Genomic DNA, 24,749 nt, shown 5'->3' with positions numbered 1-24,749 from the left:
GCAGGCCGGCCATTGTCCCAAGTCGCCGGGCTCTGCCACCCGCATGGACTCCTGATGAAACACTTTCTTCGTTCCCTGGCCGTTGTTGCCGCTGTCGCTGCTGCGCCCTCGTTTGCCGTGGCGCAGACCGCGCCGGCCCCGGTGGCCACGACCGCCGCCGCTGCCGTCAGCCCGCAAGCCAACGCCGCCGTCAAGGAACTGCTCGACGCAATGGACGTGCGCAAGATGATGATCGCGTCGTTCGCCGAGATGGAAAAGGCGCTGCCGCAGATGATGCGCGCGCAGCTGACGTCCGTGATCAACGCCGATCCGGGCGCCGATGCGGAGAAAAAGAAAGCTGCGCTGGCCAAGGTCGAGCAGGTCTTGCCGGTGGCGTCGCAAGCCATCAACCGGTTGTTCAAGGATCCGGCATTGATCGACGAGATGCTGGTGGAGATCGCACCGCTGTACGTCAAGAACTACACGGTTGCCGAACTGAAGGAACTGACCGCGTTCTACCGCACGCCGCTGGGCCGCAAGATGCTGGCCCTGAGCCCGCGCCTGTCCGCCGAAAGCATGGCGATCGGCCAGCGCATCGTCGCGCCGCGCCTGAATGGCCTGATGCAGGAAGTCATGCAGAGCGCGCAAGGCAAATAACCCTCCACGAAAGGACCGCATGACCCAGATCTTCAATTTCTCGGCCGGCCCCGCCGTACTGCCGAAAGAGGTGCTCCAACAGGCCGCGCACGACATGCTCGACTGGCATGGCAGCGGCATGTCGGTGATGGAGATGAGCCACCGTGGTCCCGAATTTTCCAGCATCCACCGCCAGGCGATGATTGATCTGCGCGAGCTGCTGAACGTGCCGGCCAATTACAAGATCCTGTTCCAGCAGGGCGGGGGGCTTGGGCAGAATGCCATCGTGCCGCTCAACCTGGCCGGGCGCCGGCCCGACCCGGTGATCGACTTCGTCCACACCGGCACCTGGTCGGGCAAGTCGGCCAAGGAAGCAGCGCGCTTTGCGCGCGTGAACATCGCGGCATCGGGCGAGCTAGAGCACTTCACCCGCGTGCCGGCCCGCGACACCTGGCGCCTGAGCGACGACGCCTCGTATCTGCACATCTGCACCAACGAGACCATCGACGGCGTCGAATACCCTGACGCGCCCGACGTGCCGGCCGATCTGCCGATCGTGGCCGACATGTCGTCGCACATCCTGTCGCGCCAGATCGATATCTCCAAGTACGGCGTGATCTTCGCCGGCGCGCAAAAGAACATCGGTCCGGCGGGCCTGACGCTCGTGATCGTGCGCGATGATTTGCTCGACTTTGCCTCGCCACAGTGCCCGTCGGCCTTCCACTGGAAGACCTGCGCCGAGCACGATTCGCTGTACAACACGCCGCCCACCTATGCGATCTATATCGCAGGGCTCGTGTTCGCGTGGCTGAAAGAGCGCGGTGGCGTGGCGGCGATGGAAGCGGTCAATATTGAAAAAGCGCGCCTGCTGTACGCCGCGCTTGACGCCGACGATTTCTACGCCAACCGCGTGGATCCGGCTTACCGTTCGCGCATGAACATCCCGTTCTACCTGCGTGACGAATCACTGAACGAGCAATTCCTGGCCGGCGCAAAAGAGCGCGGGCTGTTGCAACTGAAGGGCCACAAGTCCGTCGGCGGCATGCGGGCATCCATCTACAACGCGATGCCAATCGAGGGCGTACAGGCCCTCGTCGATTATTTGAACACGTTTGCGGGACGGTAGATCGTATCGGCCGGCTGGACGCGTGGACGGCGGAGCCGTCCACCCTACGCCAATGTGCATGGTGGACAGGTGTGCCGTCCCCGCGCCCAATGTGTGGGGCGGGCGGGTATCCGGCCCGCGCATTCAATGCACCGTAGGGTGGACGGGTATCCCGTCCACGCGTCCAATGCACGGCTGATGGGCCCGAACGCAAACAACATCGACCAACCAGCATAACGATGACAGACAAACTCACCCCCTTGCGCGAACGCATCGATGCGATCGACGCACAAATCCTCCAGCTGTTGAGCGAGCGCGGCCAGGTCGCACAGGCCGTCGGCCACGTGAAGGCCGAAACCAACGCGCCCGTGTTTCGCCCCGAGCGCGAAGCCCAGGTGCTGCGCGGCGTGGCCGAGCGCAATCCCGGTCCGCTCAAGAACAGCGACGTCCAGACCATCTTCCGCGAGATCATGTCGTCCTGCCGCGCCCTTGAAAAGCGCGTGACGGTGGCGTTTCTCGGCCCCACGGGCACCTTCAGCGAGCAGGCCGTGTTCCAGCAGTTCGGCACGGCCATCGATGCGCTGCCGTGCGTGTCGATCGATGAAGTGTTTCGCGCGACCGAAGCCGGCACCGCCGACTTTGGCGTGGTCCCGGTCGAGAATTCGTCCGAGGGCGCCATCAACCGCACGCTCGACCTGTTGCTGGCAACGACCACCATCATCAGCGGCGAAGTCTCGATCGCGGTCCACCACAGCCTGATGACCAGGACGGGCACGATGGACGGCGTGACCGTCGTCTGCGCCCATTCGCAGGCGCTGGCACAATGCCAGGTGTGGCTGAACCAGCATTACCCGAACATCGAGCGCCGCGCGGTGGCGTCGAACGCCGAGGCGGCCGTGCTGGCCAGCCAGGATCCGACGGTCGCCGCGATCGCCAGCGAGATGGCGGGCGAGCAGTATCGCCTGGGCGTCGTGCAGGCCCACATTCAGGACGATCCACACAACCGCACGCGCTTTGTCGTGATCGGCCAGTTGCAGACCGGCCGCTCGGGCAAGGACCGCACCGGCATCGTGCTGGCCGTGCCAAACAAGGCCGGCGCCGTCTACAACCTGCTCGCACCGCTGGAAAAGCACGGCGTGTCGATGACGCGTTTTGAATCGCGCCCAGCCCGCATCGGCACTTGGGAGTACTACTTCTATGTCGACATCGAGGGCCACGTGCACGACGCCGCCGTTGCGCGCGCGCTCGAGGAACTCAAGGACAACGCCGCCTTCTTCAAGGTGCTGGGGTCCTACCCGCAAAGCCTTTAAACGATTACGAGAGAGATTTTCATGTCGACATTTGGTCCCGAATACATCCGTGCCATTGCCCCGTACCAGGCCGGCAAACCGATCGCCGAAGTGGCCCGCGAATATGGTCTCGACGAAGCGAACATCGTCAAGCTGGCGTCGAACGAAAACCCGTTCGGCATTCCAGAGTCCAGCCGCGCCGCGATGCTAGCAGCGGCAGCCGACCTGGGCCGCTACCCGGACGCCAACGGGTTTGATTTGAAGACCGCGTTGGCCAAGCGCTACGACGTGCCGCTCGAGTGGCTCACGCTCGGCAACGGCAGCAACGACATCCTTGAAATCGCGGCGCACGCCTTCGTGCAAAAAGGCGAAGCGGTCGTGTATTCGCAGTATTCGTTTGCCGTGTATGCGCTGGCCACGCAAGGCGTCGGTGGCCGCGCGATCGTCGTGCCAGCCGTCGACTACGGTCACGACCTCGATGCGATGGCGGCCGCCATCGATGCCGATACGCGCCTGGTGTATGTCGCCAACCCGAACAACCCGACCGGCACGTTCATCCCGGCCGCGCAGATCGAAGCGTTTCTGCAAAAAGTCCCGGCGCACGTGATCGTCGTGCTGGACGAAGCGTACAACGAGTACCTGGCGCCCGAACACCAGTTCGAGTCGAGCACCTGGGTGCGCACCTACCCGAACCTGATCGTGTCGCGCACGTTCTCGAAGGCGTATGGCCTGGCTGGCCTGCGCGTGGGCTTTGCCATCGCGCAGCCAGCGGTCACTGACCTGATGAACCGCATCCGCCAGCCATTCAACGTCAACTCGCTGGCGCAAGCCGCTGCGGTCGCGGCGCTGAACGACACACCGTTCCTGGACCAGGGCGCGCGCAACAACGCGGACGGCTATCGCCAGATGATCGCCGCCTTTGAGGAGCTGGGGCTCGAGTACGTGCCGTCGTTCGGCAACTTCGTGCTGGTGCGGGTCGGCGACGACGACGGCGCCGGTGCGCGCGTGAACGTGGCGCTGCTCAAGCAGGGCGTGATCGTGCGCCCGGTCGGCAACTATGGCCTGCCGCAGTGGCTGCGCATCTCGATCGGCCTGCCGCAGGAGAACGCGGCCTTCATCGAGGCGTTGAAGAAGGCGCTCCGCTGAATGCTGGACAAGATCGTTATCGTCGGCGTCGGCCTGATTGGCGGGTCGTTCGCGCTGGCGCTCAAACGCGCCGGGCAGGTGCGGGAAGTGGTCGGCATCGGCCGGCATCCCGAGGCACTGGCCCGGGCACTGGCCCTTGGCATCATCGACCGGGTCTGTGATGACTACGCCGATGCGATGGACAATGCTGATCTGGTCCTGCTGGCCGCGCCGGTGGCGCAGACGGGGCCGATCCTCGCCGCGCTGCTGCCGCACCTGGCGCCCGGCACGGTCGTCACCGATGCTGGCAGCACCAAGTGCGACGTGGTCGCAGCAGCCCGCGCGGTGCTCGGCGAGCGGGTAGCACAGTTCGTGCCCGGCCACCCGATCGCCGGCAGCGAAGCGAATGGTCCCGATGCCGCGCTGGCCGGCCTGTACCAGGGCAAAAAGGCCGTGCTCACGCCGCTGCCCGAGAACGCAGCAAGCGATGTCGAACGTGTCGCCGCCGCCTGGCGCGCCTGTGGCGCCGTGATCCATCAACTGACGCCCGAAGACCATGACCGCGTGTTCGCGGCTGTGAGCCATCTGCCGCACTTGCTGGCCTACGCGCTGGTGGACGACCTCGCTGGCAAGCCGCACGCCGACATGCTGTTCCAGTACGCGGCCAGTGGCTTTCGCGACTTTACGCGCATTGCCGGTTCGTCGCCCGAAATGTGGCGCGACATCAGTCTGGCCAACCAGGCTGCGCTGTTGACCGAGCTGGATGCCTATCTGGCACAATTGACGACGATGCGGGCCATGCTCGCCGCCGGTGACGGGGCCGGATTGCACGATATTTATGCGAACGCGCAGCGCGCCCGCCACGAGTGGCAGATCGCCATCGAAGCCGGCTCGACTCGCGCGCCAATTCAGGAAAACACATGACGCAGCAAAAACACTATCCGCAGCATATCGACCTCGAACCCGTGCTGCACGCGCAGGGCGTGGTGCGGCTGCCGGGCTCCAAGAGCATCTCGAACCGCACGCTGCTGCTGGCCGCGCTGGCCGAGGGCACAACCACGATCCACGACATGCTCGCGTCCGACGACACGATGGTCATGCTGGGCGCACTGCGCTCGCTGGGCATCCGCTGGGATGAAGTCGACGAGCGCACGGTCATCGTGCATGGCAACGGCGGCGTGCTGCCCGAGTCTGCAGCCGATCTGTTCATGGGCAATGCGGGCACCGCGATCCGTCCGCTGACGGCGGCGCTGGCCGTGATCGGCGGCGACTACACGCTCCACGGTGTCTCGCGCATGCACGAGCGCCCGATCGGCGACCTGGTCGACGCACTGAACGCCGTCGGCGCGCAGATCGAATACACGGGCGAGCAGGGCTTTCCGCCGCTGCGCATCCGCCGCGGCCACATCACGGCCAACCGCATGGCGGTGCGCGGCAATGTATCGAGCCAGTTCCTGACCGCGCTCTTGATGGCCGCGCCGCTGATGGCCACGACGCATCCGGTGTCGGTCGATGTCGTCGGCGAGCTGATTTCCAAGCCCTATATCGAGATCACGCTGAACCTGATGCGCCGTTTCGGCGTCGAGGTCGAGCAGAATGGCTGGGCCTCGTTCACCGTGCAACCGGGCCAGCGGTATCAAAGTCCGGGCACGATCCACGTCGAAGGCGATGCGTCGTCGGCGTCGTACTTCCTGGCCGCCGGCGCGATCGCGGGCGGGCCGGTGCGCGTCGAAGGCGTCGGTGAGCACAGCATCCAGGGCGACGTGCGTTTTGCCGATGCGCTCGAACGCATGGGCGCCATTGTCACGCGGGGCGAAAACTGGATCGAGGTGCAATCGAATGGCGTGCTCAAAGCCATCGACGCCGACTTCAACCACATCCCGGATGCGGCGATGACGATTGCGGTCGCGGCGCTGTACGCTGACGGCCCGAGCACGCTGCGCAATATCGCCAGCTGGCGCGTGAAGGAAACCGATCGCTTGAGCGCGATGGCGACCGAACTGCGCAAGGTCGGCGCCGAGGTGGAGGAGGGGCCGGACTATATCCGCATCACGCCACCGGACGAACTCAAGCCCGCCACGATCGACACATACGACGACCACCGGATGGCGATGTGCTTTTCGCTCGCGTCCCTGGACGGCAAGGCGCGGCGCGGCAACGCCATGCGGATCAACGATCCGAAGTGCGTCGCCAAGACCTTCCCTGACTACTTCGAAGCGTTTGCGGGCATTGCGCGCAACGAGCTGTTTTAACTGACCCGCCCCGAGCCCATGCCCAATTCAAACGTACCAGTCATCACCATCGACGGCCCGACCGCTTCCGGCAAGGGGACCGTGGCCAGCCGCATCGCCGACCGCCTGGGCTTTCACCTGCTCGACTCAGGCGCGCTGTATCGCCTGACGGCGCTGCAGGCACTGCGCAGCGCGCTGCCGCTGTCGGACGAAGCGGGCATCGCCAAGCTGGCCCAGCAGCTGCCGGCGCGCTTCCGGGATGACGTGATCTACCTGGCGCACGAGGATGTAAGCCACGCGATCCGCGCGGAAGAGGTGGGCAATATGGCGTCGAAGATTGCCGCCTTGCCGAGCGTGCGCCAGGCGCTGTTTGATCTGCAGCTGGGCTTTCGCGAGGCGCCGGGACTGGTGGCCGATGGCCGCGATATGGGCACGGTGATCTTTCCTACCGCCAAGCTCAAAGTGTTCCTCACCGCAAGTGCTGAGGCGCGCGCGCAACGCCGGTATAAGCAATTGATTGACAAAGGCTTTTCTGCTAATATGAACGACCTGCTGGCAGATTTACGGGCTAGAGACGAACGCGACACCCATCGCGCAGTCGCTCCCCTGGTCGCAGCGGCTGATGCGCATATCCTGGACACCTCTGCGATGGGGGTCGACCAGGCGGTCGAGCAAGTCCTGACCTGGTATGCGCAGAAATAAGACTTTGAATGACGTGGTGGCGGTGGTGTCAACCGGTTGCAGTGCAAACCGTTAGACATCAGCGCCTGAACGTCATTCCCGCGCAGGCGGGAATCCCGGTTCGATGCGTCACCATTGGCTTGAGTCATCGCCATGGTGGTTTGCAAGTAAATCTGGATCCCCACCTGGGTGGGGACGATGGTCTTCCGGTTGGCATCTTCGTTGTTGAGGGTGGCACTTGAAGACCTTGTCCTTTGGTGCTTGCGACAGCATATTGGCCATCGCAAGCGTGTTTTAACCTAACCCAGTTCAGTCCGCACTATCGTCGGTCTGCTGGCTCACATGAAATAACCAACTTTTTTATGTCTACTGCAACTACCCAAGATACTGGTATGGAAAGCTTTGCCGCCCTCTTCGAGGAATCGCTGTCGCGTCAAGACATGCGTTCGGGCGAAGTCATTTCGGCTGAAGTCGTGCGTCTGGATCACAACTTCGTGATCGTCAACGCAGGCCTGAAGTCGGAAGCGTTCATTCCAATCGAAGAATTCAAGAATGACCAGGGCGAACTGGAAGTCGCAGTAGGCGACTTCGTTTCCGTGGCCATCGAGTCGCTGGAAAACGGCTTTGGCGACACCATCCTGTCGCGCGACAAGGCCAAGCGTCTGGCTTCGTGGCTGGCGCTGGAAAAAGCAATGGAATCGGGCGAAATCGTCACCGGTACCGTCAATGGCAAAGTCAAGGGCGGCCTGACCGTTCTGACCAACGGCATCCGCGCGTTCCTCCCGGGTTCGCTGGTTGACACCCGTCCAGTCAAGGACACGACCCCATTCGAAGGCAAGACCCTCGAATTCAAGGTCATCAAGCTGGACCGCAAGCGTAACAACGTCGTGCTGTCGCGCCGCGCTGTCATCGAAGCATCGATGGGCGAAGAGCGTCAGAAGCTGATGGAAACGCTGAAAGAAGGTACCGTGGTTACCGGTATCGTCAAGAACATCACCGACTATGGCGCATTCGTCGACCTGGGCGGCATCGATGGTCTGCTGCACATCACCGATCTGGCATGGCGTCGTGTGCGTCACCCATCCGAAGTCCTGTCGGTTGGCCAAGAGATCACCGCCAAGGTCCTCAAGTACGATCAAGAGAAAAACCGCGTCTCGCTGGGCGTCAAGCAGCTGGGCGACGATCCATGGACCGGTCTGTCGCGTCGTTACCCACAGAGCACCCGCCTGTTCGGTAAAGTCACGAACCTCACCGACTACGGCGCGTTCGTCGAAGTCGAGCAGGGTATCGAAGGTCTGGTCCACGTGTCCGAAATGGACTGGACCAACAAGAACGTGGCACCAAACAAAGTTGTCCAGCTGGGCGACGAAGTGGAAGTCATGGTTCTGGAGATCGACGAAGAGCGCCGCCGTATTTCGCTGGGCATGAAGCAGTGCAAAGCAAATCCATGGGACGACTTCGGCATGACCCACAAGAAGGGCGACAAGGTCAAGGGTTCGATCAAGTCGATCACCGACTTCGGCGTGTTCATCGGCCTGCCAGGCAACATCGATGGTCTGGTGCACCTGTCGGACCTGTCGTGGACCGAAGCCGGCGAAGAAGCTGTGCGCCGCTTCAAGAAAGGCGACGAACTGGAAGCCGTGGTTCTGGCCATCGACGTCGAGCGCGAGCGTGTTTCGCTGGGCGTGAAGCAACTCGAAGGCGACCCGTTCAACACCTACTCGTCGATGAACGACAAGGGTTCGCTGGTCACCGGCACCGTGAAATCGGTTGAGCCAAAAGGCGCCGTGATCTCGCTGAGCGAAGAAGTCGAAGGTTACCTGCGCGCTTCGGAAATCTCGCGTGACCGCGTTGAAGATGCTGGCACCCACCTGAAAGTCGGCGACACTGTCGAAGCTCTGGTGATCAACATCGATCGCAAGGCTCGCAGCATCCAGCTGTCGATCAAGGCGAAAGACAATGTCGATACGCAAGAAGCCATGAGCAAGCTGTCGAACGACAACAGCGCTGCTTCGGGCACGACCAGCCTGGGCGCACTGCTCAAGGCCAAGTTCGATAACAAGAACTAATCAGGTAAGCCCTGAGGAGCTTGCAGATGACCAAGTCCGAGCTGATCAACCGACTGGCTGAGCGTTATTCTCAGCTGGTGGCAAAGGATGCGGAATTTGCTGTCAAGACCATCCTCGATGCGATGACCAACGCCCTGGCAACCGGTCAACGCATCGAGATCCGTGGTTTCGGCAGTTTCTCGCTGAACAGCCGCCCACCGCGCATCGGTCGCAATCCGAAGTCCGGCGACAAGGTGATGGTGCCCGAAAAACGGGTGCCGCACTTCAAGCCGGGCAAGCAGTTGCGCGAGCAGGTGGACGCGATGGTCGGGCAACCGATCATCAACGATTGAGTCAGTGCTGGCACCAAGAAACGGCATCCGCGAGGGTGCCGTTTTTTTTGGCCTGTCGGGTCAGCCAACGGCCCAACGCCGCACGCTGTTTTGAAATATGATGGCGGATATGCGACACTTCGCCCTTACACCATTGTCTAGCGGAACCTGTTGATGAAATTCGTCTCGACCATTGTCGGATTTGTCCTGTTCATCCTGTTCTTCGGCTTCGCGCTGAAGAACACGAAAGAGGTCGACCTGCATTTTTTCCTCGACTATGAATTGCGCGGCCCGCTCGTGCTGATGCTGCTGGCGTTTTTTGTTGCCGGCGCTGCCTTCGGCATCCTGGCCCTGGCGCCGACCGTGTTCCGTCAGCGCCGCGAAAAATGGCAGCACAAGTACACGATCCAGGCCCTCCAAAGCGCCGCCGGTACCGGTGTGGTCGCCACCACGCCACCGCCGCCGGATGCCGTTCCACCGGTTGCACCCCGCCACTAACAACAAGAACACCATGGATTTCGAACTCTGGATGCTGCTTGGCATCCCCTTCTTCTTTGGCCTGGGCTGGCTCGCTGCCCGGGTTGACATCAACGAGGTGGTCTCCGAGTCGCGCACGCTGCCGCGCGGCTACTTCAAGGGCCTGAACCACCTGCTCAACGACCAGCCCGACAAGGCCATCGATTCGTTCATCGAGATCGTCAAGCTCGATCCTGAATCGAGCGATATGCACTTCGCGCTGGGCAATCTGTTTCGCCGCCGCGGCGAGACCGAGCGCGCCATCCGCGTGCACCAGAACCTGCTGGCGCGCCCGGACTTGCCGAGCGACGAGAAAGCGCACGCGCAGTACGAACTGGGCATCGATTACCTGAAGGCGGGCCTCCTGGACCGCGCCGAGGAATCGTTCAATGGCCTGGCCGGCACACCGTACGCGGTGCAGGCGCGCCGCTCGCTGCTGGAAATCTACCAGCGCGAAAAAGAATGGAAGCGCGCCATCGAGGCGGCCGAAGACTTGCAGGCATCCGGCGCCGGCGCGCGCCAGATCGAGATTGCCCAGTTCTATTGCGAACTGGCGGCCGACGCGCTCGTGCACATGGCGCCGAGCGACGCGATGCGCTTGCTGGACAAGGCGCTCGAAGCGAATCGCCACAGCGTGCGCGCCACGATCCTGCGCGGCGACGCGCTGCTGGCCCAGGGCGACGTGGAAGAAGCCCTCAAGACCTGGCGCCGCGTGGAGCAGCAAAGCGTGCCGCACGTGGCCCTGGTGGCTGCGCGTCTGATGGATGGCTACCGCAAGGTGGGCCGCCCGCAAGAAGGCGTGAACCTGCTGCGCTCATACCTGGCCGAGGCCTCGTCGATCGACCTGATCGAAGTGGTGTTCAAGGCCGTCATCGAGCTCGATGGCGTCGAAGCGGCCAAAGGTCTGGTGGTGGAAGAGCTGCGCCGCAATCCCACGCTGCTTGGCCTGGACAAATTGCTCGAAGCGCGCCTGATGGATGCACCGGCTCATGTCTGGGAAGAGCTGTCGATGGTCAAGAACCTGGTGCAGCGCTACACGCAGAAGCTGGCGCGCTACCAGTGCAGCCATTGCGGTTTCAAGGCGCGCCAGTTCTACTGGCAATGCCCGGGCTGCAACCGCTGGGATTCGTATCCGCCACGCCGCACCGAAGAACTCAATGTGATGAACTGACGGTTCATCGAACGATCTCAATGACAAGCGAAATCCCAATGACCCCGAGCCGCCTGCTGGCGGCCGATGACTACCGCCAGCAGGCGGCCCCTGAACTATCCGCCGTGCGTCTGCTGGTGGTGGGCGACGTGATGCTCGACCGCTACTGGTTCGGCGACGTCTCGCGCATCTCGCCCGAGGCGCCGGTGCCCGTGGTGCGCATCGAGCGACGTGAGGAGCGCCTGGGCGGCGCCGCCAACGTGGCGCGCAATGCCGCCGCGCTTGGCGCCCACACGGGCCTCCTGGGCGTGGTGGGGGCCGACGAAGCGGGCGATGAAGTCGAGCGCCTGCTGCAGGGCGCGGGCATCCACAGCTACCTCAAGCGCGACGAGGCGATCTCGACCATCATCAAGCTGCGCGTCATCGGCCGCCAGCAACAGATGGTGCGCATCGATTTCGAGGATGCGCCGACCGAAACCGTGCTGCGCGATAAGCTCAGCCAGTTCAAGGCGCTGCTGCCCGATTACGACGTCATCATCCTGTCCGACTACAACAAGGGCGCGCTGGTCAATGTCGCCGAGATGATTGCCTTGGCGCGCGCCGCCGGCAAGATCGTGCTGGTCGATCCGAAAGGCGACGATTTCACGCCGTACAAAGGCGCCAGCATCCTCACGCCCAACCGCGCCGAACTGCAGCGCGTCGTCGGCGGCTGGAAGAGCGAAGCGCAGTTGCTCGAAAAAGCGCAGGCGCTGCGCGTGGAGCTTGGCCTGGATGCACTGCTGCTGACGCGCTCCGAAGAAGGCATGAGCCTGTTCACGGCCGACGAAGTGCTGCATGTGAATGCCGATGCGCGCGAAGTGTTCGACGTATCGGGCGCCGGTGACACGGTGATTGCGACGCTGGCCACGATGCTGGGCACGGGCGCGCCGCTGGGCGAAGCCCTGGTGACGGCCAACCGCGCCGGCGGCATCGTCGTCGGCAAGCTGGGCACGGCCACCGTGACGCGCGACGAGCTGTTTCCGGGTTGAGTCGCCCCTGATCTGCCTCAAGCCCGGCCCGTCAACGACGCACCGGGCGATCCGTTAGAAGAGCGATGGGCGGCGTCGCCGTCCAGCGTCTTCAACCAATGGAGAAATTCGATGATCAAGAAACTGATGCTTGCCTTTGCCGCGCTGGCTGTCTCGGGGAGCATGGCGTTTGCCCAGGTCGATGTGAACAAAGCCGATGTCGCCGCGCTCGATGGCGTCAAGGGCGTGGGGCCGAGCATGTCCAAGGCCATCCTCGACGAGCGCGCCAAGGGTGAGTTCAAGGACTGGCCCGATCTGCAAACGCGCGTCAAGGGCATGGGCAATAAAAAGGCCGCCAAGCTGAGTCAGTCCGGGCTGGTGGTCAACGGCAAGGCCAAGGAAGGCGCCGCCGCCAAGCCTGCTGCAGCCAAGGGCGACAAGTCGGCGGCCAAACCGGCCGACGCCAAGACCGCAACATGACATGTATTGACTGACAGCGTCACGGGCGCGTGGCAAGATGTTCCAGCTCTTCAAGATCATGCTTGAACATCAACATCAGAAAGGTCGTCATGCCTCACGCCCGTGTCTCATCTCGTGTCTCAACCGCCTTGTTGGCAGCCCTGCTGGCCGCTGCAGGCGCCGCTTCAGCTGCTGCGCCAGCAACTACGTCCGCTTCGCCCGCCACACCGAAACAACCCGACATCACTGCGCAGCAAGCCCAGATCACGAAGATCCTCGGTGAAGTGTCGCAACAGCGCATCGAAGGCCATATCCGCAAGCTGGTCAGCTTCGGCACGCGCCACACGATGTCCGAGACCGAATCGCCAACGCGCGGCATCGGCGCTGCCCGCCGCTGGATCAAGGCCGAGCTCGAGCGCTGCGGTGCCGGCACGCCATTGCAGGTCACGTATGACAGCCACGTGGCGCCTGTCTCGGCGCGCATCACCAAGCCCACCGAGATCGTCAACGTCGTCGCGACGCTACCCGGCACGCAGGCCGCTTCCAAAGAGCGCATGTATGTGGTCAGCGGCCACTACGACTCGCGCGCCTCGGACGTGATGGACGCTACCTCGGACGCGCCAGGCGCGAACGACGATGCATCGGGCACCGCCGCTATCATGGAACTGGCGTGCGTGATGGCCAAGTACAAGTTCGACGCGACGCTCGTGTTCATGGCCGTGGCCGCCGAAGAGCAGGGCCTGATCGGCGCCCGCCACTGGGCCGTCGGTGCGCGTGAAAAGAACTGGAACGTGGCCGGCATGTTCACCAACGACATCATCGGCAGCTCGAAGGGCGACGATGGCAAGGTCGACAACAAGCAGGTGCGCCTGTTTGCCCAGAGTATCCCGGCGACCAAGGAAATGAGCGAGGCCGTGCGCCAGCTGGTAGCCACGGGCGGCGAGAACGATTCGCTTTCGCGCCAGCTCGCGCGCCACACGAAAGAGCAGGGCGAGCGCTACGTGAAAGGCTTCAAGGTCAGCGTGATCCAGCGGCATGACCGCTATCTGCGCGGGGGCGACCACATGCCGTTCCTGGAGCAGGGTTACGCCGCGCTGCGCTTTACCGAGCCAGCCGAAGACTTCGCGCACCAGCACCAGGATCTGCGCACCGAAAACGGCAAGGTGTACGGCGACACGATCGACCACGTCGACTTCGACTACATCGCCAAGGTAACGCGCGTGAATGGCGCCGCGATGGCGTCGCTCGCAATGGCGCCGGCCGCACCGCAAGAGGTCAAGCTGCGCACCGCAGCCCTGACCAACGATTCCACCTTGGTCTGGAAAGCGAATGGCGAGCCCGATCTGGCCGGCTACCGCATCGTCTGGCGCGACACGACCAGCGCCAACTGGGAAGGTTCAAAGTGGGTTGGCAACGTGACGGAAGCCACGCTCGACCTGTCGAAGGACAATGTCTTCTTCGGGGTGCAGGCGGTGGACAAGGACGGTAACGTCAGCGTCGCAACGTATCCGATGCCGCTGCGTTAAGCCAGCGTCTGACGCAGACAGAAGGGCCGCGATGGAACGTTTGCATCGCGGCCCTTTGCATTGTCGAACCCGTCCTCCAACGTCGACGTTCGTCTCGGATTAAAATGGTGTTTTGGTATCGCAAGGAATAGAGAACGCAATGGCATACAAGACCATCGAATCCACGATCGGCAACACGCCGCTCGTGCAGCTGCAGCGCCTGCCGGGTGCGGAGTGCGCGGCCCGCAACAACATCATCCTGGGCAAGCTCGAGGGCAACAACCCGGCCGGCTCCGTGAAGGACCGGGCTGCGATGTCGATGCTGCGCGGCGCCGAACTGCGTGGCCAGATCAAGCCGGGCGACACGCTGATCGAAGCGACCAGCGGCAATACCGGTATCGCGCTGGCGATGGCTGCGGCAATCCTCGGCTACAAGATGATCCTCCTGATGCCCGACAACCTGTCGATCGAGCGGCGCCAGAGCATGGCTGCCTACGGTGCGCAGATCATCCTCACGCCAAAGACCGGCGGCATGGAATACGCGCGCGACATGGCCGAGCAGATGCAGAAAGACGGCCAGGGCATCATCCTCGACCAGTTCGCCAACGACGACAATCCCCGCGCCCACTATGAGAGCACGGGACCGGAAATCTGGCGCGACACCGACGGGCGCGTCACCCACTTCGTCAGCGCCATGGGCACCACCGGTACCATCATGGGCGTGTCGCGCTATCTGAAGGAGCAGAACGAGGCGGTGCGCATCATCGGCGCGCAGCCCGAAGAAGGCTCGTCGATCCCGGGCATCCGCAAGTGGCCCGAAGCCTACCTGCCGAAGATCTATGACAAGGCGCGCGTCGACCAGGTCGAGAGCGTGAGCCAGGCAGCCGCTGAGCAGATGGCACGCCGCATGGCGGCCGAAGAGGGTATCTTCTGCGGCATTTCGGCCGCTGGCGCCTGTGAAGTGGCGCTGCGCATCGCGCAGACCGTCGAGAACGCGACCATCGTGTTCATCGTCTGCGACCGGGGTGATCGCTACCTGTCCACGGGGGTCTTTCCTGCCTGAAGCAGCGGCGCGGTCAATGCTGCTACAAGACTGACTGCGCCATAAAAAAGGCCGCCTGGTGCACAGGCGGCCTCGTCAAATCAGTCCTTGGACTGCCTAGACCTTTCCATCGGCTCCAAGCCAATTTCCTTCGGTCGTCCGCCAATGCGGCGGCTCATACGCCCGCGCGGGCGTATGCACTACTGGTGCCGGCCGTGCCAGATGGCGACGGCCCGTTCAATCCTGGCCAGACGAACAACGCAGACGCCCTGAAGCGCCCGACGTTGCTCAGTCCTTCATTGCCGGGACCGCGCCTTCTTTTGGCTTGAACTGCTTGTCGCTGATGCGGAATTTTGCACGGCGATCGCCCATCAGGTAGCGCAGGTCACGGATCGACAGGTCGCTCACTTCGTGCATGCGGATCAGCAGCGAAGCGCCGACTGGCAGGCGGTGGTGACGGATTTTCGAAATCACTGGCGGCGCCACTTCCAGCGCGCGCGACAGCGCAGCGTCATTTTTCAGGCGCAGGTTCTCGATCAGCGTATCGAGAAGGCGGTTCGGGTTGTACTGAAGCAGCTCGTCGCCTTCCGAATCGCTGTTCATATCAATGCCGACTTGGTTAGTCATGATTCATATTCCTTAGGGGTTAGTGCGGAGTCATCAACATTTACAACGTCGAGTCCGGTTTTACTTTCGTAAATTTCTATTCAATTGTACAACTATTTCGATACCGATACTCATGAGCAAGCCGGAATCGTTTCTTTCGATTTGGTTACCGTTGTCTACTTGCAACAATAGCCGCAATGCAATTCTCTCATATAGTCACGCGAAACAACTATTGTTTTTTGATTAATCAATAGTGTACGGGCATCCAGCCTTTGATGCCGCACAGTATGGAAATTGCTGACTAAATGAAAAGAAAATGGGGAGTATGACTACATTCGTAATATATTTAGTACGAATAATTGCAAGATGTCTGAGCATACCCCTGGGGGGTATGCGAGCGAGTGCTGGTCAGCAATATTGAAAGTTGACAGGAAACTTGTTACAAAGGATTACAAAATTTCCCGCTCGGAAAGGAAGTGTGATGTGCCTCACTCTGGTCGGGCAGCCCGCACCGCACGTCCCAGGTCCACCACCGACATTGCATAGAAATAACTGCGATTGTATTTGGTAATGGCATAGAAGTTATCGTTGGCAACCCAGTACTCGGTTGGCTCGGCACCATTTTGCAGGTCGATCAAACCGTACAGGTTCTCCGCCGGTAGCGGCGTGCTGGTGACCACGCCAGCAGCACGCAGCGTTTCCGGTTTCAGCGTCGCTTCCAGACCGAGTCCGAGCAGCGACTCCCAGGCACGCGTTGGCGAGACGTCGGCCGCATACGCAGTCGGCCCGCGGTGCTCGGGATTCCAGCCATGCTGGATCAGGAAGTTGGCCACGCTGCCGATCGCATCGACGCTGGAGCCGCGCAGATCGACGCGGCCATCGTTGTCGAAGTCCACACCATATTTGAGGATATTGCTCGGCATGAATTGCGGCAGACCGACCGCACCGGCGAACGAGCCGAGCAGCGAGAACGGGTCGTAGCCGCGCTCGCGCGCCAGCACCAGCGTGTTGGCGAGCTCATCGCGGAAGAACGCCTGGCGCGCGGCCTGGTTCGGTGAATCCGGATAGGCGAACGCCAGTGTAGTGAGCGAGTCGAGCACGCGGAAGCGCCCGGTGTCGCGGCCATAGATGGTCTCGATGCCGATGATGCCGACGATGATTTCAGCCGGCACGCCATACGCCGCTTCGGCGCGTTTGAGCGCCTCGGCGTTCTCTTCCCAGAAGCGCACGCCGGCCCGGATCCGGATCGGCTCGATGAAGCGGGCACTGTAGGCTTGCCAGTTCTTCGGCTTGCCCGGCGGCGCCGGCTTGACCAGCTGCACGGCCGTATCGATGTAGCGCACCTGGCCAAACAGCGTCTCGAGCGCCGCGCGCTCGAAGCCATGCTGCGTCACCATTCCGTCGATGAAGTCGCGTACAGGTTGCCATTCCAGAAAGTTGACGTGCTCGTTGTCGGTGTCAACGACGCTGGCGGCAGCGGCGCCGGCTGCAACAACTGGCGCGGCCTTGGCGGCCGTGCTGCGCGCCTTGGACGATTTGGCTTTCGTTGATTTGGCTTTCGTTGATTTGGCTTTCGCTGCGGCCTTTGCTTTCGCGGCCTTGGTCTTGGCTTGCGCGCTGCGCGCCGGGCTGTCGGAAGAAGGGGCGGCGAGCGCATCGCCATGCGCGCTGGCGACAAGGGCGAGCGCGGCGAACAGGGTAACAATTAATTTCATCTGACTTGCGACAATAGACGTTTCAAGGTGGCATGGAGCCGGGGATCGGCTGCGGGCGCGGCGTAGCGCCAGGCGCTGTAACGACGCAGGAAGGCGATGGCGGCCTCGCGGGCGGGCGGGCCCAGGGCCTGTGCGCCGGCGGCGGTAGCAGCATCGGTGGCGAGGATGCGCGCCGCGTAGGCACTGGGCCCTTCGTCTTGCGCGCGCGGCAGGCCGGCCTGGCCCAGACGCTTGCACAAGACCGAGTATAGAGCATCGATCGGGTCGATTTCGCGACGGCGCCGCAAAATCTTCATGCCCCACCAGGCCAATCCGGTCAGCACCAGTGCGACGCCGAACGGCCAGCCGAGCAACTTGTCCTGCAAGCCTTGCACGACGCTGCGCTGGCGTTCCGGTGTGTAGTTCAGCACCCACTGGTTCCAGCCATTGTTGAGCGCGCCCATCGCGTTGCGCACATCGGCCAGCCAGGCGCCGGCTTCCGGTCCGAACGGATTCACGCCGCGCAGTGCGTCGATGCCGAAGGGCGCGGGCCGCTCCGTGGCGCGGTTCGTCCCCGACTGCACGCGCTCCGGCGCTACCGCCGCCGTCGGATCCACGCGCAGCCAGCCACGGCCGGCGATCCAGACTTCGGCCCAGGCGTGGGCATCCGACTGGCGCACCGTCATGAAGCCGTCGATGGGATTGAGTTCGCCCCCTTGGTAGCCGGTCACCACGCGCGCCGGCACGCCGGCCGCGCGCATCAGGAACACGAACGCACCCGAGTAATGTTCGCAAAAGCCCGAGCGTGTCCCGTACAGGAATTCGTCGACCGTATGGCGCCCGAGCAGCGGCGGGGCCAGCGTGTATTCAAATGGCTGCTCGCGGAACTGGCGCAGCACGGCGTCCACCCGCGCGGCCGGATCGGCCAGCGCGCGCAAGGCCATGCCGGCAGCCAGTGCGCGCGGGTTGAAGCCATACGGCAGCAGCAGCCAGCGATTGGTGTCAGCGAGCACAGGACCACTCTGCAGCGCATACTCGACATGCGAGCTGGCGCGGTAGCGCACGCGGCTCGCCAGCGGCGTGTCGGCCGTTAGTTCGAACTGGGGCGAGATGCGCAACTCGTGGCCCGGCACGACCGGCAATTCGCCCGGCATCTCGAGCGCGAACACCCAGCGTGATTGCGACGGTTCGAGCGTGACTTCGTATTCCAGTCCCGGCCCGCCGACCGACAGGCGCAGATTGCGGCCCGACGCGGTGTTGTCGCCGCGACGCCAGGTCAGGCCATCGAAGGCGTCGAGCACCGGGCCGCGCCAGTACAACTGAGGCGGCAGTGGTGGGCGGCCAAAGAAGCGCACGCGAAACGCCGGCTCTTCGGACAGCGCCAGGTTCGACATCTGGCCCGGTGCCATCTGGTCCGACAAGCCCGAGGTACCAGCGCCCGGGCCGCCCGGCATGCTCCACAGCGGGCCCTGGATGCGCGGGAACACGAAAAACAGCGCGATCGCGATCGGCGCGGCAAAGACCAGCATGCGCGCGGCCATCGCCAGGCGCGTGCGCAGCGGCGGTACCGCGCCGGTGAACTGGAACGACAGCTGCGTGGCCAGCAGCAGCAGCACCGACGCGATCATCATGACCGCCGTGCCGATCCCCTGCGCGTAAAAGAAGTTGGTCAGCACGAGGAAGAAGCACAGGAACACCACGACGAACAGGTCGCGCCGCGCGTGCATCTCGAGCATCTTGAAGGCCACCAGCAGTACCAGCATCGCCACGCCGGCATCCTTGCCGAGCAGCGTGTCGTAGCTGAACTGCACGCCGACCATGGCGGCAATCGCAATCGGCAGCAGGACGATGGCCTTGGGCATGCGCTTGCCGCGCAGCGTGATGGCGGCGCGCCAGGCCAGCGTGGCCGCGCACAGCAGCGAGACCCACCACGGCAGGTGCAGCGCGTGCGGCGCCAGCACCAGCACCGCGCTGGCCAGTAATAGCAGCGTGTCGGCCTTGTCGCGTGGCAGTGGGGTACGCAGGAAGTTCATGCGGGCCCCTCGATACCATACAAGGCCAGCGCGCGCAGGCACGCCGCCTGGTGCGCCGCGCCGCTGCCGGCGTCGATGCGCACGGCGCCCAGGTGGAAGGCGTAGGGCAGGGCGCGGCTTTCGGCGTCCAGCACCCAGCGCGTCAGGCGTGCCAGGCGCAGTTCGACGTCGAGCGTGCGTGGCAGGCGGTCGAAGTCGAGCACCAGTTCGTCGCCGCCACCGCCTTCAAAGTGCTTGGTCACCAACTGGCCGCCGATGCTCGGATCGAGCCGCGCGATCTGGCGCCACGCCATCTGGCGCGGCGAGTCGCCCGCCTGGTAATTGCGCACGCCGGCAAAATCGTCATGGCCGGCCGTGCGCACGCTGTTGCCGCCGCCGCCCTGCAGCGGCAGGCCGGGCGCGCCGTCTTCGGGACGCGGGTAGACCAGCACTTGCGCGGCCGGCCGCCAGTAGCTCCAGGCGACGAACAGGCCAAGGGGAAAGCGCGTCGACAGCTTCACACGCGCCGGCGCCGCCCAGCCGCGCGCGGTGGTCGGCAGTGTGAGCGTGACGGTGGCCTGCGTGCCGGCGGCGATGTCGGCGACGTGGCGCGCATCTAGCCAGTCGGCAAAGTCGGCCCGCACGGCGTAGCGCGCCAGGCGCGTGCGGTTGATCACATGCAGCTCAAATTGCGCCACTTCGCCCGCAAACACGGGCGCCGTGCGGCCCTGTTGCAGGCGTAGCTGCGCCAGATTGCGGTAGGTGGCGACCATGTCGACCAGTGCGCATGACAGTGCCAGAAAGGTCAGGCCGAAGCCAAGGCCGAGCCCATAATTGACCGAGCCGATCAGCAGCACGGCCAGCAGCAGCACGAACCCGAGGCCCGCGCGCGATGGCACGATGAACACGCGGCGCTGGCTGATGACCACTTCGCCCGCATCGAGCGCGCCGCCGCGCGGCAGCCATGTGCCGGTCGTGCGGCGCAACCAGCCCCGGAGCGCCAGCGCCATCAGACCGGGACCGCCTTTTGCAGTTGCAGCACCAGGTCGCGGCTGGCCAGCGCGGTGCCGTGCGCGGCGCGCAGTGGCCGCAGGCGGTGCGCACAGACCGGCACCAGCACGGCCTGGATATCCTCGGGGATCACATGGTCGCGCCCTTCGAGCGCAGCCCACGCGCGCCCGGCCTGCAGCAGCGCGATTGCGGCGCGTGGCGACAGGCCCTCGGCGAACATGCCGTTCTGGCGCGACGCCTGCGCCAGCGCCTGCACATACGTGATCAGCGCGTCGGATGCGTGGATGGTGCGCAGCTGGTGCCGGGCCGCGGCCAGTTCGGTGGCCTGCATCGCCGGCTGCAGCGTCTTGAGCATCGCGCGCCGGTCTTCGCCCATCAGCAGCGCGCGTTCGGCGGCGGCGTCCGGGTAGCCCAGCGTCAGGCACATCAAAAAGCGGTCAAGTTGCGACTCGGGCAGCGGGAACACGCCGACCTGGTTGGCCGGGTTCTGCGTGGCGATGACAAAGAAAGGCTCGGGCAGGGCGCGCGTGACGCCGTCGGCCGAGACCTGGTGTTCTTCCATGGCTTCGAGCAGGCCCGACTGGGTCTTGGGCGTGGCGCGGTTGATCTCGTCGGCCAGCAGCACCTGCGTGAAGATCGGACCCGGATGGAACACGAACTCGTTCTTTTCGCGCTCGTAGATCGAGATGCCGGCCACGTCGGCCGGCAGCAAATCGCTGGTGAACTGGACGCGGTTGAAGCGCAGGCCCAGCGAGATGGCCAGCGCGTGCGCCAGCGTGGTCTTGCCGACACCCGGCAGGTCGTCGAGCAGCAGGTGGCCGCCGGCCAGCAGGCAGGTCAAGGCCAGGCGCACCTGCTGGTCCTTGCCGACCACCACCTCGTTGACCTGGCGTGCGACGGCGTGCAATTTGTTGAACATGGTTGGCTTTACGTTATTCGGTACATGAAACAGGTCGGCGGACCTGGCGCGCATGCATGATTGACAAGGCGGCACAGCAGCGCTGCGGCCTGCCGTGGTAGATTAGCGTCATTGGCAATCTTCATACGTCGACAGCAACAAGCCGTCCCAAGGGATTCTATGCGAGAACGGCGCGGCAAGGTGTGAATGGATGAGCACAGGCGGAGACCGAGCATCATGAGTACAGCGATTTACAGCCACCCCGACTGCCTGCGGCACGAAATGGGCGATTGGCATCCCGAGTCCCCGGCGCGCCTGCGGGCCATCGACGACCAATTGATCCTGGCGCGCCTGGATGGCTTGATCGAGCAGCGCAGTGCGCCGCTGGCCGACACGACGCAGATCCTGCGCAACCACACGGCGGGCGCGCTGGCGCTGGTGCGCGACCATGTGCCCACGACGCCTGGCGATTACTACCCGCTCGATGGCGACACGTCGCTCAATCAGCACAGCTACCAGGCGGCGCTGCGCGCAGCCGGCGCCGCAGTGGCGGCAACCAACGACGTCATCGCCGGCACGGTCACCAATGCCTTCTGCTCGGTGCGCCCGCCAGGCCACCACGCCACGCCGACCGAGCCGATGGGCTTTTGCCTCTTCAACAACGTGGCCATCGCCGCGCGCCACGCGCTCGAGGCGCATGGTCTACAACGCGTCGCAATCATCGACTTCGATGTCCACCACGGCAATGGCACGGCCGACGCGTTTCGCGACGATCCGCGCGTGCTGATGGCGAGCTTCTTCCAGCATCCGTTCTTTCCGTACACCGAGCCCGAACCGATTACCGCCACCTGCGTGAACGTGCCGGTGCCGGCGCGCTGCGAGGGCGACACCGTGCGCCAGTTGGTGCAGGAACAGTGGCTGCCGGCGCTGCATGCCTTCAAGCCGCAGATGATTTTTGTCTCGGCCGGCTTCGACGGCCATCGCGACGACGATATGGGCGGCATCGGGCTGGTCGAGGCGGACTATGCGTGGATCACGCGGCAGGTGCTGGCGGTGGCCAACGAGCACGCCGGCGGGCGGATCGTCAGCTGTCTTGAAGGCGGCTATGAGCTGTCGTCGCTGGCGCGCAGCGTGGTGGCCCACCTGAAGGTGCTGGCCGATCTCGAATAGTCGGGAACCGCGGCGGGATTCTGCTCTCTAACGTAGCACCGGCACACGCCGGGCAGCGAGGAGACCAGCATGAAGCACCGCCGCATCCCGTACGCCTTCTACGTTGTTTGCACCCTGTGCCTGCTGCTGGCCAGCACCGTGGCGGGCGCCACCAACTACACGCTCTGGATCAACGGCCGCAGCAGCGGCGGCGCGCCCGGCAACTACAGCGACTTTCGCTACTGGGGCCCGGCCGCTACCCCGGCCGGCATCAACAAGCAGGCAGTCAACTGGGATGGCCGCAGCAGCATTGCCTCGCAAAGCGGGCGCGTGCGCGATGCGCTCGACTGCTTCTGCACGGGCCAGAACTGGTGCTATATCGCCGCCTACAGCGCGGGCGATCTGCTGCTTGGCTACACACTGGCCAATTACGGCGGCTCGGCGCGCACCGTGACGAACGCCAGCGCGAACGCCAACGGCGTGTGCGCCGCCAGCGGTGGCGTGCAGACCGGCTGGAACCTCAAATGGGTGCGCGTCGCGGCCGGCGCGGCGGGCGGCTCCGAGCTCGCCAACGCCGGCGCCTGGACCACCTCCGAGCCGCTCGTGCAAGACCTCAAGACCAGCACCGCGCGCGCCATGTACAACCACAACGACACCCGCAACGTCTGGTTCTATCGCTACGCCGGCGCGCGCGGCACCGCGTACTCGTTCCTGTTGCCGGGCCAGGACGACGAAGTCGTGGCCTACCACAGCAGCGGCGGCGTGGCCGGCAATGCGGGCCGTTCGCTGTGTAATCCTGGCGACTGGCTGTGCGACGACCTGCGCCTGGGCACCGCGCCAAACCAGGGCGGCAGCGTCAAGTGGAGCTGGCACTCGGTCGTGTTCCGCGACGACGGTGAACGCTTCAACCACTATGGCGACGGCAACTGGGCCGGCATCATCGGAGTCATGCGTGACGCGATGGTCGATACAGCCAACTAGGCGGCGCGCCGTCTGGCTGGCGCTGGTCGTCGCCGCTGCGCTCATGCTCGGGCTGTTCTGGCACCAAAACGATTCGGCGCGGCCACGTGCTGCACCGGCGCCGCCGGCCGGCCTGCATTTTCTCGGTCCCGTGCCGGTCATGAATCCTGCCGGCGACGACCGTACAGTGCGCCGGCGCCAGCTTGCCGGGCAGGTTCGATTGACGCAGCACACCTATTGCAGCTACTTCCAGCACACCCGCTACCCGCACACATCGCGTCCGGCCGCGCAGCATCCGGACCAGCTGTATCCGAACCAGCCGGTGCGCGAATCGAACCCGATGCGTGTCGATGGCGGCGACAGCGATCCGGACGTGCTGGTGCAGACCGCGCAGTCGCGCGTCTACCTGGCGGCGGGTGAGACGGTCGAGTTGTCGCTGCGGGCTGTTGACGCGCACGGCGCCGCACTGCCGCTGGTGATCACGCGCGCGCTGGCCCAGGGGATGGCTGCGCAGGGAGCTCGTCCCGCGCCCCGCGTGACGCTGGCGTTTTCGCAGGATGATGGCGAACACTGGCGCGCCACGTTCGCGCCGCAAGCGAGTGCACTGGCGGGCTTTCACGGCACCATTCGTAGTGAAGTGCGCTTCAGCGTCAATGGCCGCGCGGGTGTCGTGTTGTTCGACGTGATCTATTCGCCCGAGTTGCCGGCCATGTGGACCGGCACACCGCGTGAAGCGATCAGCCCGGACGCCCTCGAGTTCACGCTGCCGCTCGACGTGCGCCTGCCGGGGCGCTACGTGGTCAGTGGCCGCATCGACGATGCGCTGGGCCGCCCGTTCGCGCTGGCGACCTTCAACGAACCATTGGGGCAGGGCACGCAGTCGGTCGCGTTGCGCGTGCACGGCAAGCTGCTGCACGACGCCGACCCTGGGCCGCCATTGCCGCTGGTGCTGCGCGATGTCGAAGGTTATCTGCTGCGTGAGAACGCGGACCCGGACCGGCTGCTGCTGGCGCGCCGCGAGGGGGCCGTGCTGGTCAGCCGCACGCTGTCGCTGGCCAGCGTGCCCGATCACGAATGGCAGAGTGAGGAACGCAGCCGCTACCTGGCCGAGTATGCGAAAGACCGCGCGGCAGCGCGCGAGCGCTTGGCGGCGTTCGATCCGGCGGCCACGTTGCCACCTCTTGCGTGCAGCGAACCGGGTCTGGTTCAGTAGGGCACCAGCGGCAACTCGACCAGCGCGGACACCGCGATGGCGCAGCACAGCAAGCCGACGCCATACCAGCGCACCATCGATCGTTTCAGTCTGTCCCGTGC

The 24,749-nt window shown here is 64.3% G+C and carries 23 protein-coding genes; 18 read left to right on the top strand and 5 right to left on the bottom strand.

The window, feature by feature from the left end; all coding sequences use genetic code 11:
* Positions 1-54 precede the first annotated feature (54 nt).
* The 15 genes from NX775_RS11745 to cysM all read left to right on the top strand — a co-directional run bounded on the left by NX775_RS11745 (position 55) and on the right by cysM (position 15,126).
* Positions 55-636, top strand: a complete 582-nt coding sequence (locus tag NX775_RS11745; RefSeq protein ID WP_258836181.1) for a DUF2059 domain-containing protein — start codon at positions 55-57, stop codon at positions 634-636.
* A gap of 19 nt (positions 637-655) precedes the next feature.
* Entirely contained in the window at positions 656-1,741 is a 1,086-nt protein-coding gene (serC, locus tag NX775_RS11740) for a 3-phosphoserine/phosphohydroxythreonine transaminase (protein ID WP_258836180.1), read from the top strand.
* 218 nt (positions 1,742-1,959) lie between these two features.
* Positions 1,960-3,030, top strand: a complete 1,071-nt coding sequence (pheA, locus tag NX775_RS11735; RefSeq protein ID WP_258836179.1) for a prephenate dehydratase — start codon at positions 1,960-1,962, stop codon at positions 3,028-3,030.
* A 21-nt stretch (positions 3,031-3,051) separates the two neighbouring features.
* Positions 3,052-4,155: a histidinol-phosphate transaminase gene (gene hisC, locus NX775_RS11730; protein WP_258836178.1), complete on the top strand. Its 1,104-nt coding sequence runs from the start codon at positions 3,052-3,054 to the stop codon at positions 4,153-4,155.
* Complete coding sequence (locus NX775_RS11725) at positions 4,156-5,058, top strand: prephenate dehydrogenase (protein WP_258836177.1); 903 nt, start codon at positions 4,156-4,158, stop codon at positions 5,056-5,058.
* Positions 5,055-6,386, top strand: a complete 1,332-nt coding sequence (gene aroA / locus NX775_RS11720) for a 3-phosphoshikimate 1-carboxyvinyltransferase (RefSeq protein WP_258836176.1) — start codon at positions 5,055-5,057, stop codon at positions 6,384-6,386. The genes NX775_RS11725 and aroA overlap by 4 nt, the downstream gene beginning before the upstream one ends.
* Positions 6,387-6,404: 18 nt before the next feature.
* On the top strand, positions 6,405-7,067 hold the full coding sequence (gene cmk / locus NX775_RS11715; RefSeq protein ID WP_258836175.1) for a (d)CMP kinase: 663 nt from the start codon (positions 6,405-6,407) through the stop codon (positions 7,065-7,067).
* A 341-nt stretch (positions 7,068-7,408) separates the two neighbouring features.
* Positions 7,409-9,115, top strand: a complete 1,707-nt coding sequence (gene rpsA, locus NX775_RS11710) for a 30S ribosomal protein S1 (protein WP_183550082.1) — start codon at positions 7,409-7,411, stop codon at positions 9,113-9,115.
* 26 nt (positions 9,116-9,141) lie between these two features.
* Positions 9,142-9,447 (top strand): integration host factor subunit beta, encoded by a 306-nt coding sequence (locus NX775_RS11705; protein WP_183550085.1) that lies wholly within the window; start codon positions 9,142-9,144, stop codon positions 9,445-9,447.
* A gap of 153 nt (positions 9,448-9,600) precedes the next feature.
* On the top strand, positions 9,601-9,924 hold the full coding sequence (locus NX775_RS11700) for a LapA family protein (protein WP_183550089.1): 324 nt from the start codon (positions 9,601-9,603) through the stop codon (positions 9,922-9,924).
* 13 nt (positions 9,925-9,937) lie between these two features.
* Entirely contained in the window at positions 9,938-11,113 is a 1,176-nt protein-coding gene (gene lapB / locus NX775_RS11695) for a lipopolysaccharide assembly protein LapB (RefSeq protein WP_258836174.1), read from the top strand.
* A 38-nt stretch (positions 11,114-11,151) separates the two neighbouring features.
* Positions 11,152-12,120, top strand: a complete 969-nt coding sequence (gene rfaE1 / locus NX775_RS11690; protein ID WP_258836173.1) for a D-glycero-beta-D-manno-heptose-7-phosphate kinase — start codon at positions 11,152-11,154, stop codon at positions 12,118-12,120.
* Between the two features lie 111 nt (positions 12,121-12,231).
* Positions 12,232-12,579: a ComEA family DNA-binding protein gene (locus NX775_RS11685; protein ID WP_258836172.1), complete on the top strand. Its 348-nt coding sequence runs from the start codon at positions 12,232-12,234 to the stop codon at positions 12,577-12,579.
* Positions 12,580-12,707: 128 nt separating this feature from the next.
* A complete protein-coding gene (locus tag NX775_RS11680) occupies positions 12,708-14,084 on the top strand; it encodes a M20/M25/M40 family metallo-hydrolase (protein ID WP_258836171.1) in 1,377 nt (458 codons plus the stop codon).
* Between the two features lie 139 nt (positions 14,085-14,223).
* Positions 14,224-15,126, top strand: a complete 903-nt coding sequence (cysM, locus tag NX775_RS11675) for a cysteine synthase CysM (protein WP_258836170.1) — start codon at positions 14,224-14,226, stop codon at positions 15,124-15,126.
* Between the two features lie 267 nt (positions 15,127-15,393).
* On the opposite strand, the gene NX775_RS11670 is transcribed toward cysM, so the two are convergent.
* The 5 genes from NX775_RS11670 to NX775_RS11650 form a co-directional block, all read right to left on the bottom strand.
* On the bottom strand, positions 15,394-15,732 hold the full coding sequence (locus NX775_RS11670; protein ID WP_183550106.1) for a hypothetical protein: 339 nt from the start codon (positions 15,730-15,732) through the stop codon (positions 15,394-15,396).
* 467 nt (positions 15,733-16,199) lie between these two features.
* Positions 16,200-17,426, bottom strand: a complete 1,227-nt coding sequence (gene mltB, locus NX775_RS11665; RefSeq protein ID WP_258836169.1) for a lytic murein transglycosylase B — start codon at positions 17,424-17,426, stop codon at positions 16,200-16,202.
* Positions 17,423-19,438 carry a transglutaminase TgpA family protein gene (locus NX775_RS11660; RefSeq protein ID WP_258836168.1) on the bottom strand — a complete coding sequence of 672 codons (2,016 nt, stop codon included), beginning with the start codon at positions 19,436-19,438 and terminating at the stop codon, positions 17,423-17,425. Before NX775_RS11660 ends, mltB begins: the two co-directional genes overlap by 4 nt.
* Entirely contained in the window at positions 19,435-20,427 is a 993-nt protein-coding gene (locus NX775_RS11655; protein WP_258836167.1) for a DUF58 domain-containing protein, read from the bottom strand. The genes NX775_RS11660 and NX775_RS11655 overlap by 4 nt, the downstream gene beginning before the upstream one ends.
* Positions 20,427-21,347, bottom strand: a complete 921-nt coding sequence (locus NX775_RS11650) for an AAA family ATPase (protein ID WP_183550117.1) — start codon at positions 21,345-21,347, stop codon at positions 20,427-20,429. Before NX775_RS11650 ends, NX775_RS11655 begins: the two co-directional genes overlap by 1 nt.
* Positions 21,348-21,563: 216 nt before the next feature.
* On the opposite strand from NX775_RS11650, the gene NX775_RS11645 reads away from it, so the two are divergent.
* The 3 genes from NX775_RS11645 (at position 21,564) to NX775_RS11635 (ending at position 24,648) form a co-directional block, all read left to right on the top strand.
* On the top strand, positions 21,564-22,496 hold the full coding sequence (locus tag NX775_RS11645) for a histone deacetylase family protein (protein WP_258836166.1): 933 nt from the start codon (positions 21,564-21,566) through the stop codon (positions 22,494-22,496).
* Positions 22,497-22,565: 69 nt separating this feature from the next.
* Positions 22,566-23,456 carry a hypothetical protein gene (locus tag NX775_RS11640; protein WP_258836165.1) on the top strand — a complete coding sequence of 297 codons (891 nt, stop codon included), beginning with the start codon at positions 22,566-22,568 and terminating at the stop codon, positions 23,454-23,456.
* Positions 23,428-24,648 carry a hypothetical protein gene (locus tag NX775_RS11635; protein WP_258836164.1) on the top strand — a complete coding sequence of 407 codons (1,221 nt, stop codon included), beginning with the start codon at positions 23,428-23,430 and terminating at the stop codon, positions 24,646-24,648. The genes NX775_RS11640 and NX775_RS11635 overlap by 29 nt, the downstream gene beginning before the upstream one ends.
* Positions 24,649-24,749 lie beyond the last annotated feature (101 nt).

Source organism: Massilia aurea (assembly GCF_024753205.1).
Taxonomy (GTDB): domain Bacteria; phylum Pseudomonadota; class Gammaproteobacteria; order Burkholderiales; family Burkholderiaceae_D; genus Telluria; species Telluria aurea.
The sequence above is the reverse complement of the archived record's forward strand: the minus strand, read 5'-3'. Positions and strand labels throughout refer to the sequence as shown.